Origin of the sequence: Haloplanus sp. HW8-1, from assembly GCF_023703795.1 — an archaeon.
GTDB classification, from domain to species: domain Archaea; phylum Halobacteriota; class Halobacteria; order Halobacteriales; family Haloferacaceae; genus Haloplanus; species Haloplanus pelagicus.
Window position 1 is genome coordinate 1647367 of record NZ_CP098518.1, and the last position, 12812, is coordinate 1660178.

Annotated in this window: 14 protein-coding genes and 3 pseudogenes; 15 read left to right on the forward strand and 2 right to left on the reverse strand. The window is 62.0% G+C overall.

Annotated elements, in window-relative coordinates; genetic code table 11:
- Position 1 precedes the first annotated feature (1 nt).
- The 9 genes and pseudogenes from NBT82_RS08740 to NBT82_RS20425 all read left to right on the forward strand — a co-directional run.
- Complete coding sequence (locus NBT82_RS08740) at positions 2 to 538, forward strand: 50S ribosomal protein L6 (RefSeq protein WP_251331145.1); 537 nt, start codon at positions 2 to 4, stop codon at positions 536 to 538.
- Complete coding sequence (locus NBT82_RS08745) at positions 539 to 1258, forward strand: 50S ribosomal protein L32e (protein WP_251331146.1); 720 nt, start codon at positions 539 to 541, stop codon at positions 1256 to 1258. It abuts the gene before it with no gap.
- A complete protein-coding gene (locus tag NBT82_RS08750; protein ID WP_251331147.1) occupies positions 1255 to 1713 on the forward strand; it encodes a 50S ribosomal protein L19e in 459 nt (152 codons plus the stop codon). Before NBT82_RS08745 ends, NBT82_RS08750 begins: the two co-directional genes overlap by 4 nt.
- Positions 1713 to 2273 (forward strand): 50S ribosomal protein L18, encoded by a 561-nt coding sequence (locus tag NBT82_RS08755; RefSeq protein WP_251331148.1) that lies wholly within the window; start codon positions 1713 to 1715, stop codon positions 2271 to 2273. Before NBT82_RS08750 ends, NBT82_RS08755 begins: the two co-directional genes overlap by 1 nt.
- Complete coding sequence (locus tag NBT82_RS08760) at positions 2263 to 2919, forward strand: 30S ribosomal protein S5 (protein WP_251331149.1); 657 nt, start codon at positions 2263 to 2265, stop codon at positions 2917 to 2919. The genes NBT82_RS08755 and NBT82_RS08760 overlap by 11 nt, the downstream gene beginning before the upstream one ends.
- Positions 2919 to 3383: a 50S ribosomal protein L30 gene (rpmD, locus tag NBT82_RS08765; RefSeq protein ID WP_251331150.1), complete on the forward strand. Its 465-nt coding sequence runs from the start codon at positions 2919 to 2921 to the stop codon at positions 3381 to 3383. The genes NBT82_RS08760 and rpmD overlap by 1 nt, the downstream gene beginning before the upstream one ends.
- Complete coding sequence (locus NBT82_RS08770; protein ID WP_251331151.1) at positions 3380 to 3880, forward strand: uL15m family ribosomal protein; 501 nt, start codon at positions 3380 to 3382, stop codon at positions 3878 to 3880. Before rpmD ends, NBT82_RS08770 begins: the two co-directional genes overlap by 4 nt.
- 4 nt (positions 3881 to 3884) lie before the next feature.
- Positions 3885 to 5354, forward strand: a complete 1470-nt coding sequence (secY, locus tag NBT82_RS08775; protein ID WP_251331152.1) for a preprotein translocase subunit SecY — start codon at positions 3885 to 3887, stop codon at positions 5352 to 5354.
- A gap of 84 nt (positions 5355 to 5438) precedes the next feature.
- Positions 5439 to 6329: pseudogene (locus NBT82_RS20425) on the forward strand (DUF7845 domain-containing protein); the annotation flags it as partial.
- A 204-nt stretch (positions 6330 to 6533) separates the two neighbouring features.
- On the opposite strand, the pseudogene NBT82_RS08780 reads toward NBT82_RS20425, so the two are convergent.
- Positions 6534 to 7424 (reverse strand): annotated as a pseudogene (locus NBT82_RS08780) (RNA-guided endonuclease InsQ/TnpB family protein); the annotation flags it as partial.
- A gap of 26 nt (positions 7425 to 7450) precedes the next feature.
- On the opposite strand from NBT82_RS08780, the gene NBT82_RS08785 reads away from it, so the two are divergent.
- Entirely contained in the window at positions 7451 to 7960 is a 510-nt protein-coding gene (locus NBT82_RS08785; protein WP_251330853.1) for an IS630 family transposase, read from the forward strand.
- Positions 7957 to 8520, forward strand: coding sequence for a transposase (locus NBT82_RS08790; protein ID WP_251331268.1), 564 nt, complete (start codon positions 7957 to 7959; stop codon positions 8518 to 8520). Before NBT82_RS08785 ends, NBT82_RS08790 begins: the two co-directional genes overlap by 4 nt.
- Here the strand turns inward: NBT82_RS08790 and NBT82_RS08795 are convergent.
- Positions 8520 to 8909, reverse strand: a pseudogene (locus NBT82_RS08795) (RNA-guided endonuclease TnpB family protein); the annotation flags it as partial. The gene NBT82_RS08790 and the pseudogene NBT82_RS08795 sit on opposite strands and share 1 nt — an antisense overlap.
- Before the next feature lie 424 nt (positions 8910 to 9333).
- On the opposite strand from NBT82_RS08795, the gene NBT82_RS08800 reads away from it, so the two are divergent.
- The 4 genes from NBT82_RS08800 to NBT82_RS08815 all read left to right on the forward strand — a co-directional run bounded on the left by NBT82_RS08800 (position 9334) and on the right by NBT82_RS08815 (position 12634).
- Positions 9334 to 10395, forward strand: coding sequence for a hypothetical protein (locus NBT82_RS08800; RefSeq protein WP_251331154.1), 1062 nt, complete (start codon positions 9334 to 9336; stop codon positions 10393 to 10395).
- Between the two features lie 345 nt (positions 10396 to 10740).
- Positions 10741 to 11163: a hypothetical protein gene (locus tag NBT82_RS08805; protein ID WP_251331155.1), complete on the forward strand. Its 423-nt coding sequence runs from the start codon at positions 10741 to 10743 to the stop codon at positions 11161 to 11163.
- 332 nt (positions 11164 to 11495) lie between these two features.
- Entirely contained in the window at positions 11496 to 11966 is a 471-nt protein-coding gene (locus NBT82_RS08810; RefSeq protein ID WP_251331156.1) for a hypothetical protein, read from the forward strand.
- A gap of 182 nt (positions 11967 to 12148) precedes the next feature.
- Positions 12149 to 12634: a hypothetical protein gene (locus tag NBT82_RS08815; RefSeq protein ID WP_251331157.1), complete on the forward strand. Its 486-nt coding sequence runs from the start codon at positions 12149 to 12151 to the stop codon at positions 12632 to 12634.
- Positions 12635 to 12812: the final 178 nt, after the last annotated feature.

A 12812-nucleotide genomic window follows, 5' to 3' on the forward strand; every position in this document is an offset into this window, starting at 1 on the left:
AATGAACCGAACAGAAATCGAGATTCCGGACGATGTGTCCGCCGAGGTCGACCACCTCGATCTGACCGTCGAGGGACCGAACGGGAGCGTCACACGACGCCTCTGGTATCCCGACGTGTCGGTCGCGGTCGAGGACGACCACGTGGTCATCGAGAGCGAGGCCGACGACGCCAACACGCGTGCGACGCTCGGCACCTTCGAGAGCCACGTCGAGAACATGGTCCACGGCGTGACGGACGGCTGGGAGTATCAGATGGAGATCTTCTACGCCCACTTCCCGATGCAGGTGAACGTGGAGGGTGACGAAGTCGTCATCGAGAACTTCCTCGGCGAACGCGCGCCACGGACGGTCCAGATCCGTGGCGACACGGAGGTACAGGTCGACGGCGAAGAGATCACGCTCTCCGGCCCCGACAAGGAGGCCGTCGGGCAGACCGCCGCCGACATCGAACAGTTGACGCGGGTCAACGACAAGGACACCCGTGTCTTCCAAGACGGCGTCTACATCACGCAGAAACCGCAGGCAGGTGGGGCGTAGATGAGCGATACCGACGACGACATTCAGGAGATCGAAGACATCGGTGGCGTCGGACCGTCGAAGGCCGAGGCACTTGTCGAGGCCGGCTACGAGTCCATCGAGGACCTCAAGGCCGCGAGCCAGTCGGAACTGGCCGATATCGAGGGGGTCGGCAACGCGCTGGCCGCCCGGATCAAAGCCGACGTCGGTGGCCTCGAAGTCTCGGAGGAGACCGACGCGGAGGTCGAAGAAGAGACCGAAGAAGTGACCGAGGAAGCCGAGGAGACGGAGACGGAACTCCGTCCCCGCGGTCACGCCGACAAGACGCCGGACTTGGACGCGGACGCCGCCCGCGCGCTGGTTCAGAAGCGCCGGGAGGGCAATCCGCAGTTCAACCGCCAGGACTACCACAAGAAAAAGCGCGTCGACCCCTCGTGGCGCAAGCCCCGGGGCAACCTCTCGAAGCAGCGCCGAGGGATCAAGGGCAAGGGTGCTACGGTCGAGGCGGGCTACCGCTCGCCGACGGCCGCCCGCGGCCTGCACCCCAGCGGCTTCGAGGAGGTCCGCGTCCACAACGCGGACGACCTGGAGGGGGTCGACCCCGATAGCGAGGCCGTCCGCATCGCGAGCAGCGTGGGCGCACGCAAGCGCGAACACATCGAAGACGTCTGTGAGGACCGCGAGATCCGCGTTCTCAACCCGACGTACATCGAAGTCGAAATCGAGGGGGAAGCCGAATGACGGATCTGAGCGCACAGAAACGGCTCGCCGCCGACGTCCTCGACGTGGGCAAGGACCGCGTCTGGTTCGATCCGGAGGCCCAGAGCGAGATCGCGGAGGCGATCACCCGCGACGACATCCGTGACCTGGTCGATCAGGGCACGATCCAGCAGAAGGGCACCTCGAACAACTCGCGTGGCCGCGCCCGCGAACGGGCGGACAAGCGAGCCTACGGCCACCAGACGGGGGCCGGCTCCCGGAAGGGGACCGCCGGCGCCCGGAAGGACAGCAAGGAGGATTGGACGAGTCGCATCCGCGCCCAGCGGCGTCGCCTGCGCGAGTTGCGCGACGACGGCCCGCTGGATCGCTCCCAGTACCGCGAGCTCTACAACAAGGCTGGCGGTGGGGAGTTCGACAGCGTGGCACGACTCGAAGCGTACATCGAGAACAACTACGACGTGGAGGTGAACGACTAATGGCAACAGGCCCACGATACAAGGTCCCCATGCGGCGTCGCCGCGAGGACCGAACCGACTACCACCAGAGGTTGCGCCTGCTGAAATCCGGCAAGCCGCGCCTGGTCGCTCGCGTGAGCAACAGGCACGTCAGGGCGCAGCTGATCACCCCCGGTCCGGACGGCGACGAGACCCACGTGGCCGCCTCCTCCGAGGACCTCGCGGAGTACGGCTGGGAAGCCCCCACGGGCAACCTCCCCAGTGCGTACCTCACGGGACTCCTCGCGGGGACGCGCGCCGTCGAGGCCGGCCTCACGGAGGCCGTCCTCGACATCGGGCTCAACACCGCGACGCCGGGCAACAAGGTGTTCGCAGTACAGGAAGGCGCTATCGACGCGGGACTCGATATCCCGCACAGCGAGGACGTCCTCGCGGACTGGTCGCGAAACCGCGGCGAGCACATCGCCGATTACGCTGCACAGCTGGACGAACCGCTGTACAGCGGCGACTTCGACGCGACGGACCTCCCCGAGCACTTCGACGAAGTGCGCGAAACACTGATCGAGGACAATGAGCAGTAACGATTACGGCGACGGCTGGGAACCGCGCACGCGGCTCGGCCGCAAGGTACAGGACGGCGACGTAACGTCGATGAAGGAGGCCCTCGAATCGGGGCTCCCGCTGAAGGAAGCCGAAATCGTCGATCAGCTCCTACCGGGACTGGACGACGAGGTGCTCGACATCAACATGGTCCAGCGGATGACCGACTCCGGGCGCCGGGTGAAGTTCCGGTGTGTCGTCGCGGTGGGCAACCGCGACGGCTACCTCGGCTACGCCGAGGGACGCGACGACCAGGTCGGCTCCGCGATCCAGAAGGCCATCGACGTGGCGAAGCTGAACATCATCGAGGTCGACCGCGGCTCCGGGTCCTGGGAGGACCGCGCAGGCGGCGTCAACTCCCTGACGCGGAAGGCGACGGGCAAGGCCGGCTCCGTGACCGTCGAGATCATCCCCGCCCCGCAGGGGCTGGGACTGGCGGCCGCACCCACCGTGCGGAACATCCTCGAACTCGCGGGCATCCAGGACGCCTGGACGAAGTCGACGGGCAACACCCGGACGACGGTCAACCTCGCGAAGGCGACGTACAACGCCCTGCAGAACGCCTCACAGTCGCGGACGCCCCGGCGTGCCCGCCGCAAGCAGCGCGAAACCGAGGTGAGCGAGTGATGGAGGCGCTCGTCCAGATCCGCGGCGAGGTGAACATCTCCGGAGACATCCAAGACACGCTGGAGATGCTCAACCTCCACGGCGTCAACCAGTGTACGCTGGTCCCCGAGACGGATACCTACCGCGGTATGATCACGAAGGTCAACGACTACGTCGCCCACGGCGAACCGTCGGCGGACGTGGTCGCGACGCTCATCCGGCGCCGTGCCGAACCCGAGCAGGGCTCGGCCGACGTCACCGACGAGTGGATCGCCGAGCACACCGACTACGACGACGTGGACGCGCTGGCGGCCGCGCTGGTCGACGAGGAGACGACGCTGCGCGAGCAGGGTCTGGCTCCGTCGATCCGGCTCCACCCGCCGCGTGGCGGCCACGACGGCCTGAAACACCCGACCGTCGAGAGCGGACAGATCGGCAAGCACACCACCGAGGAGATCGACCGACTGCTGGAGGCCATGCGATGAGCGACAAGAAAAAGCGCCAGCGTGGATCGCGAACCCACGGCGGCGGCACCCACAAGAACCGGCGCGGCGCCGGCCACCGTGGCGGCCGCGGCCGCGCGGGGCGTGACAAACACGAGTTCCACAACTACGAACCGCTCGGCAAGCACGGCTTTACCCGTCCCGAGACCGTTCAGGACGAGGTGCGTGAGGTGACCGTCCAGGAACTCGACGAGAACGCCGCCCTCTACGCGGTGGAGGGGCTCGCCGAGGAGACCGAGGACGGGTACCGCCTCGACGCCCGCGACATCGCCGACGACGGCTACGACGCGGACGTGGTGAAGGTCCTCGGCGATGGACAGGTCAGAAACGAACTGTCCGTCGTCGCCGACGCGTTCAGCGCGAGCGCGGTCGAAAAAATCGAGTCCGCCGGCGGGAGCGCCGACCTCTCGGAGCGCGCCGAGGAGGCCGACGCCGACGCCGAGGACGCGGACGACACCGAGGAGTCGGACGAGGAGTAAACCCATGGGATGGAAGGAGACCGCCGAACCGGTGCTGACGCGGATGCCGTCAGTCGCGCGGCCGGAGGGGCACGTCCCCTTCCGGCGCAAGCTCGGCTGGACCGCGGGCATCCTCGTGTTGTATTTCTTCCTGACGAACATCCAACTGTTCGGGCTGGACGCCGGCACGCAGAGCGACCTGTTCGGCCGCTTCCGGTCGATCCTCGCCGGGTCGCAGGGGTCGATCCTCCAGTTGGGGATCGGTCCCATCGTCACGGCGAGCATCGTGCTGCAGTTGCTCGGCGGCGCGGACCTGCTCGGTCTCGACACGGACGACCCCCGCGATCAGGTGCTGTATCAGGGCCTCCAGAAGCTGCTGGTGGTCCTGATGATCGTCCTGACCGGCGCACCGATGGTCTTCGCCGGCAACTTCCTGCCGGCCGATCCGGCGGTCGGCGAGGCGCTGGGGATCGGGCTCAGGGGCGTTCAGTCCCTGCTCTTCTTCCAGATCGCCGTCGGCGGGATCCTCATCCTGTTCATGGACGAGATCGTCAGCAAGTGGGGCGTCGGCTCCGGGGTCGGGCTCTTCATCATCGCCGGCGTGAGCCAGCAGCTCGTCGGTGGGCTGTTCGCCTGGGAGGGCCTCGGCGGCACGCCCGGGTTCTTCCCGACCTGGTTCGCCATCCTGACCGGCGCCCAGGAGATCGCCTCGCCGCTCACGGCCGAGGGGCTCCAGGCGCTCCTACTCGGCCAGGGACAGTTGCTCGCGCTGGTGACGACGGTGCTCATCTTCGCCATCGTCGTCTACGCCGAGAGCGTCCGGGTCGAGATCCCCCTCTCACACGCTCGCGTCAAGGGCGCCCGTGGGCGCTTCCCGGTGAAGCTCATCTACGCGAGCGTCCTGCCGATGATCCTCGTCCGCGCCCTGCAGGCGAACATCCAGTTCGCGGGGCGCATCCTCAACAGCACGTGGAACCAGATGCCGGCCTGGCTCGGGGCCTACAGCAACGGGCAACCCGTCTCCGGGTTGTTCTACTATCTGGCGCCGATCCAGACCCGAACCGACTGGATGTGGTGGCTGGCCGGCACCGCCGCCGAACCCTGGCAGATCATGATTCGGGTGGGGCTGGACCTCACCATCATGGTGATCGGCGGCGCCATCTTCGCCATCTTCTGGGTCGAAACCACCGGGATGGGTCCGGAATCTACCGCCCAGCAGATCCAGAACTCGGGGATGCAGATTCCCGGATTCCGGCGGAATCCACAGGTCATCGAGAAGGTCATGGAGCGGTACATCCCGCAGGTGACCGTCATCGGCGGCGCGTTGGTCGGTCTGCTGGCCGTCGGCGCCAACATGCTCGGCACCATCGGTCAGGTCTCCGGTACCGGCCTCCTGCTCACCGTGAGCATCACGTACAAGCTGTACGAGGAGATCGCCGAAGAGCAGTTGATGGAGATGCATCCGATGATGCGCCAGATGTTCGGCTCCGAGTAACGAACATCTGTGCTTCTTTAAATTATCCACTACTGGTGAGCGACTGCGTCACTCTCCGTCTTCTCCCGATGGGAGGTGGTCGGCGTGACGGTCTACGTCAAGACCGCACCCCACGAGTTCACGGCGAACTACTTGTTCAACGAACGTGGGTTATTCCCGTTCTTCGCTACCGACAGGCGCGTGAAGCGCGGTGACGGATCGGCGATGGGAACGTTCACTCACGACGGCGAGGAGTGGCAAGCGCGTCTCTCGTATCAAGAGAGTGGTCTCCAGCATCCAGGCGACACGACGCCGCAGGGAACACGATTCGAAATCGAGACCCTCCGAGAGTATCGGCTTAATGTATCGAGTCTCGATGATTCGGTCGGCCAGCGGAAGTTCAATCTCCATCTCGCTCCGCGCTGGCCGGGGATGGAGTCGAAAAATGGGAAGGAAATCCGGATCCCCGAAGGATTCGGCGAGGGAATTAATCTCCGCGTGAGCGGTGCAAACATCGAATTCGACGAGTACCTCCTGCTGATTCGACGTGCCTTCGGTGCCGTCGACATTCAGCCCGAATACTTCACCGACCCGCATCCGTACAGTAACGTCCAAGATGCCGAGCGATACGTCCGACTCGATCAGGAGGTGAGTGGACCAGTTCACGCACGCGATGGGCCGATCGCGCGTCTCGGTCATCTCCTTGAAGACGACCGGAGCGGATACAGAAAGGTCGTCCAGAATGAGCAAAATGGACGGGGAGAGACGTTTCCTGGCTACTACCACACGGTCACCCTCGGACAGGATCGTATCCAGGAGGCGCTACCGTCACACGAACTCCCGAAGGAGATCAAACACTACTACGCGCGGGAAGCCAAATCGTTCTCGCAGGAGGACTTACTTAGTCACCCAAAATTGGGCGCATCGTATCAGGTCAACCGATGGGACGGGAAACTCGGTGTGTCTCCCGAGGAACTCGAACAGCTCTCTCACGAGTTGGACGAGACGGTCCTGTCTACGCTGGCGAACAGCAACCTCGATCTCCGCCCGGGGGGGAGATACGTACGTCTCCGATGCGTACTTCTCGGCTTCGGAGAGCGATCGAGAACGAGAAATAATCGAGTTCAACACGGCCCAGGTGACATCCTCCTCGCCGTAAACGGCGAGGCTTCCCGTGCCGCAGGTGGGATATTTGCTGGTCTACGACACGACCTGTTCTCTCGTGTGAAACGTCCCGCTCTCGCGGTCGAACAGGTATGTCGATGGCTGTGCCACACAGCCGTTACTCCTATCCTCACCGTGAGGACTCGGAGTTATCTTCTGACGCATATTCTCCGCCCCGTTACAATCCGCGTTGGCTACCAACTCACACGACGAGCAGACGTACAAGCCACGCTCGACACGGTTCGATTTCGTGTCGTCTCCACAGCGTGAACACGTTTTCGAGGTGTTCCACTCGTTCTCTTTCAGTACCTCAACACCCCGCATCTCGCCTTTGTATTCGAGGTACTGGTAGATGCGGTCGAATGCCCACGAGTGTAACTTCTTGTTGCCGGTTTTACCCCAGTCTGACGCTCGCACGTCTTCAGGCCAACTCACCGCGAGCGTACCGACACCGCGTTCGACACACTCCGTGATGATGGCGTCCGTCAGCGTGTGGTAGAAGTGTGTCTCAAGTTCGGAGAGTTTCCGACGCGCCCACATCGACTTCTCTGACGGGCCGTTCTCTCCCTCGGTGTCGTACTCAGCTCTGGTGAAGTAGTGTTTGTCTTCTTTGAGCGAGTTGCCGGGGTACAGGACGTATTCGTCCGGGAACGCGACCGTGGAAATATTTGTAATTCCGAGGTCGATCCCCGCAACACCGTCGTCTGCTGTGTCAGCAGATTCGAGCTCGACGTTACAGACGAAGTGGATTTCCCATTCGTCACCGTTCCAGACGGTACGAACATTCTGGACGCTGTTGACTTCCGAGAGATCAACATCAGGTCGAGTCTGGTACTCACAGAGCAGGAAATCCGAGAAGTGTTCTTTCAGATTCGAGCCCTTCGAGAGCCGGACCCGGTTGTTCTCATAGTGTCTAGGGAAATGTTTTACCTACAGAGACACTGAAGTTGGTAATGGGTCGGCTCGACGACATCACCCTCGAAGAACTCTATGAGCTAAAGGATCAAATCGACGAAGGGAAGCCGCGAGAACGTGTTCTCGCGGCGATCGGGCGCAAGCAGGGCGATCAACTGGATGCACTTGCTGACCGCCACGGTGTTGTCGAGAAGACGATTCGCAACTGGCTCGATCGGTTCGAGGAAGAACCGATCGAGCAGGCACCTTACGATGCTCCTCGGCCGGGAGGGCCAGCAAAAATCGAGGGCGAAGACCGTGAGCAACTGTTTGAACAGTTGCAACAGCCGCCGACCGAACTTGGCTACGACCAGCAAGCGTGGTCAGCGAAACTCTTGCTTCATCACGCCAAAGAGGAATACGGCGTCGAATACCACGAAACCTACGCGTACGACTTATTGAAAGAGGCCGGGCTGTCCCTGCGGACAGCACGGCCTCAACATCACGAAGCCGACCCTGAAGAGAAAGCTGAGTTTCAAGAGACAGTCGAAAAAAACGACCCGAACTGACCGAGAAAACCGTCGTTGTTGTCGATCAATTCACCAAGCACGTTGGAACCGTTCAACGACGTGGCTTCTACCCGATTGGCTCAAATCCGACAATAGAGGTTGCAACGTCGTGGAAGTCGGTGACAGTGCTGGGCGCTGTCACCGACGACGGTGACAGCTTCTTCTGCTGGACCGAAGAGAACCTCACGCGGCACCACGGGATTCGGCTGTTAGAGGCGTTGACAGAGCAGTTCGGTGAAAAGTTAGTGGTGTTTTTGGACCGAGCGGGCTACTTCTGGGCACGGGATCTCTGGGAGCACGTGAGTGGTGAGCGCGAGACCGAAACTGTCGGAGACAGTTCGGTCTCGTGCGTACGCGGGGAGGATCTCGAAGTGTGGTACTTCCCGTCAAAAATCCCCGAACTGAACGCCGTCGAAGGCTGTTGGGACCAGTTGCAGGAGTGGTTCAAGTACCGACTCGTTCCTGATCTCTCGACGCTGAAAGACTACATCTCACGAGGAGTGAACGCAATCAGCGAACCCAGCATTTGGCCGTATCTTACAGGTAAAGATTCGAACTAATCACTATCAGGGTCGTGTTTGAACCCGTCTTCTTTGAACGTCACCGTACTCTTGGGTCGGTTGTCGCCGTGTTTGCGGTAGCCGGGGGGATTCGCCTCTTTGGAGTTGTGTCGCAGATCGAACCATGACTGGAAAGCGTCAGAAAGTTCTTCGATGACTTTCTGACTGGATTGTGCGTTCAAATCTTTCCAGCACGACTGGTTTTTCATATACGATTTCAGCACACTCCCGTTTGGGATCTCGCCGGTTGCGTCCCAGATACGGTCGGCTGTCCATCGTGCGACGTTCCAGATTTTCGAGGCGGAGTCTCCGAGCGAATCAAGACCATCACAGACCTGTTGGTGGTTCTGGATGGACCCAACGTAGGTACGTGTGGCCTTAATCGCCATACATAGACTATGTAGACAAACTAACTTAATGGTGTGGATGTGCGTGGAATATCCAACCTGCCGTCCGTGATGGATTGGGTCAGCGTTGTCGGATTCACTCCCGGCGTAAACGCCGGGATTCTCTCCTCGTAGAAAGATAGGTTATCCGAGCGCGGGACCGGGACCGGCACCGGGACCGCCATCTCCACTCGATGTCCGAGTCCCAGGTATGTGGCGGTGGCAGCACTGGAACGGGCTCGCGGCGTGAGACGGATCGGCTCCGAGGACACACTATGAGTACTCTCACTGTTTCCCGCCGAGCGCCGCCCCCGTTGACAGTGCTCGGCGGGACGAGACGAGAGTAATCATTACCAGAGCACCACAACGCTATTGTCCTGACAGTCACATACTGTGGTCGAACAAATCATAAACGGAGTGAGCACTGATGGGCGAGACACTCACAGCGAGCGACTACGAGCCCTGGTTCTCGCCTCTGTTCCCGTCACACGATCTCGGCAGGATCGTACTGGTTGCGGCCGGGATAAGTATCGGCCTGTTCGTGGTGGGGTACGCCGTCGCCACGATCGGGACCCTCCCCTACCTCACCCTCTCCGAGGCGTATCTGGGCGCCTTCGGCGTCTTCTGGATGCTCGTCTGTCTCGGCGTGGCCGACACGGTGTACGTCGACATCTGGGAGGATGTCCGGTCGGCGTTCGCCGTCGACGATGAGACGTATCACGCCGTCGTGGAACCCCACTTGGCGAATATCCACGACACGCGCCGCATCCTCGGTTACACGGCCGCACTCCTCGTGCCCTACCTCGTGGTCGTGAGCGTGGTTTACCTGCCCGGGTCGACACTCAGGGAGCCGGCCGTCGATATGTTTCTCGGCGGGACGACTGAATACCCGCCCAGTGTCGCCGGCACCCTCGTGTTCGTCCTGTTCGGCGGCGCGAACACGTTGCTGTTCGCCACGATCTGTAACGGGTTCGTGAACCACCTCGAACTTGTCCGGGATGTCTTGGAGCTCCCCTTCGAGGACGTGTACGTCAGCGCGTCGGATCTGGAACCCGTCGCCCGCTTCACGATCGCGAGTGCGACTGTCTGGTTCGCCGGCGTCTCGTTGGTCGTGCTTTGGATCCACGCGGGCATCAGCGGCACCGTGGGAATCTCGTTCATCACCGTGCTCGTGTTCACGGGGGCCGTGCTGTTCCTGGCACCACAGCTGATCCTCCACGACGCGTTGGTGGACGCGAAGCGAACGGAACTCGCCACCATCCGGGTGGAGTACAGAGAGATGTACCAACAGGTGACCGATGAAGATGTCGACGAGGATGTCGCGCAACAACTCCGGCTGATCGACCGTCGGCTGGAGAGCGCGAAGGCGATCCGAACGTGGGTGTACAACATCTCTTCGATCGGGAAGCTCGCCACGGCGGCCATCCTCCCCTGGATCACGCTCGTCCAGGAACTCGTCTCGACGGCGGACCTCCTGCTCGGGTCTTGACTGAACCCTCACCACCGTGTGGACAGACGGTCGGTCGAGTGCCCAGCGACCGCCGCGACGACGCGGTCGACCGTGCACTCCAGTTCTGATACGGATTATTGTAGTCAATTGCCGGTCATCGCCGACCCCGTCTCTGGCGATGACCGGTAATTAGTTACAATAATCCGTATGCGAGGTGGTCCGTCACGACGTCGAGGTTGTTGGCCAGGTCGCACCCCTGTCCGGTGGGGAAGACGCGCGAGCACCCGTTACTCGGGGGGTCCCGCGTGTGCGGGTCCGTTCGAGGCACCGGCCGCCACCACGGCACCCCCAAACCATTACTAGCGTTGCTATGGTATCACGGCTATGGACGTTCGCCGCTGGACGCCGTTGACGTTCGTGGCGCCCGCCCGGTACGTCGACCGTGACGACTTTTGGCGATCCTTCGACCTCGAGTCGTGGTCCCAGTCGGAGTACGTCTGGACGCAGGACGAGTGGAACGGCTTCCTTGATCTGGCCAGATATCCACGCGACTGCGTCGAGAGCGGGCGCGGTGACTGCGAGGATTACGCGCTCGTTGCGCTCTCCTGGGCCGTTGCACACGACCGTAACGGAATCGGAATCGGGTTCTGCTGGAGACCACCGTACCCCTGGCCACGGCACGTGATCGCGTACGACGAGGAGCGCGTGTACTCGTCGGGCACGATCCGCGAGGCGAGCGTCGACGAGTGGAAGGCCGATTCGGAATATCGGTTCGTTCTCAGGCGACGCGTGACCGTCTCGCCGTGACGAACTACCGGTGCCCCGACGACAACTAAGGCGGAGGGACTCAACGACCGATGCGAGGCCGTCCTTTCCCCAACTTCACCAGCGCACTCCGGTGTTGACCAACCGGCCCCGCAGCAGCCGAATCCCAACATGTCGGTGCGCATACGACGTTTTCACCCGAAATCGATCGGTCGGCCAATGTTCGAGGCGGTTTCGTCTCTCGGACCTCTCGGAAGAACGACTGGTGAGTACCATTATATGGGTCCGAAATGTTACTTTACCCATGTTTCCGGGAGCGGGGTATCCGTTCCGGTCCGAGAGCTATGAGCCAATCAGCGACTGACGACACGGCTGTGACCGAATCGTCCGTCAGCGGGAGCGTTCGGCAAAACTGGTCGCTGATCCTGCTGTTCACCGTCCTGTCCACCGTCGGTATCGCCCTCTCGACGGGTCACTTGAACCTTGGAGTCGTCGACACCAAGGACACAGCAGCCGGGGCTGTCGCCGTTCCGACGTACGTCTACCTGTACTCGTCGCTGGGTGCGCTTGGCTACATCTTCACGAAGCTCATGTCCCACTTGGAGTACTACGACGAGGCCTCCGAACTCGACCGCCTCATTCAACTGGCACTCCGCATTCCCGTCGCGTGGGTTCTCGGCTCCGGGACGTATCTGCTCTCGACCGTTATGCTCCCAGCGTCGGCCCCCAGTTCGGCCCGGTTCACGGCTGGCGTCGCGTTTCTTGTCGGGCTCTACGTGAACGTCACGATGAAATCCCTCGGCAGCCTCGCCGACCGGCTCCTGGGTCGGGGGAAGACATCCTGACGGCGACCTCAGGTCGTGCCATCGGGGCAGAACCTGGCACCTGGCATACAGAATTAAATAGGTTGGTAACAACTAACAAGTGACAAATATGGACGCTCCACCCCCGACTGTCCAGAAGACCGAACCAACCTCGTCGGCCCGTCTCGTTCAAGACCGCCTCGGCCCAGACCGAAACCCCTGATATGAGTTCGATAAACCTCTGGGATTTCATTCACATCCCGTTCGACGCCGTCCGATACGGCTACCGGCAGTTCCGGAAGGCACTGTTCACGGCACCACGGCCGTCTGGAGAGTACCTCGTCGTGGATCAGTCCGTCTCGGAGATCGAAGCGGAGCTGGGTGGGTACAGTTTCGCGCCCAACTGGGAGTTCTCCTACTACGAGCGCGGCGAGGTCCTGAACCTCGCCCGGGTCATCTACGAACGTAATACGGTCGACGGGACGAGGTACGACTGGTGGCAGACGCACCTTCGTGGCTGGCGCAACGACTCGGGGCGGATCGAACTCCACGCCCACTGGGAACTCGAACCCACCGAGAACGGCAACGCCCACATCGACGGCACCGGATTCGACTTCGACCGTGGCATGACCACATTACAGTCGTTCCTCGAGGAAGCCGGAATCGAGTACGAGCGAACGACCATCGAAACTGGGGAGTCCCACGAGTGACGGTCCCGGCCACACCTTCGACGTTGCCAACCCTTCGGTCGCCTGTACCGGTTCCGGGTAGCGAAGGGACGCATCGCCGAGGGAGACCGTCCACACTGTCTCCAGTCAGCATAGAGACGTGAGGTGATCGAGATGGACAGAACATCCTCGAAAACGGGAGGGAAACGAACAGGGCGAC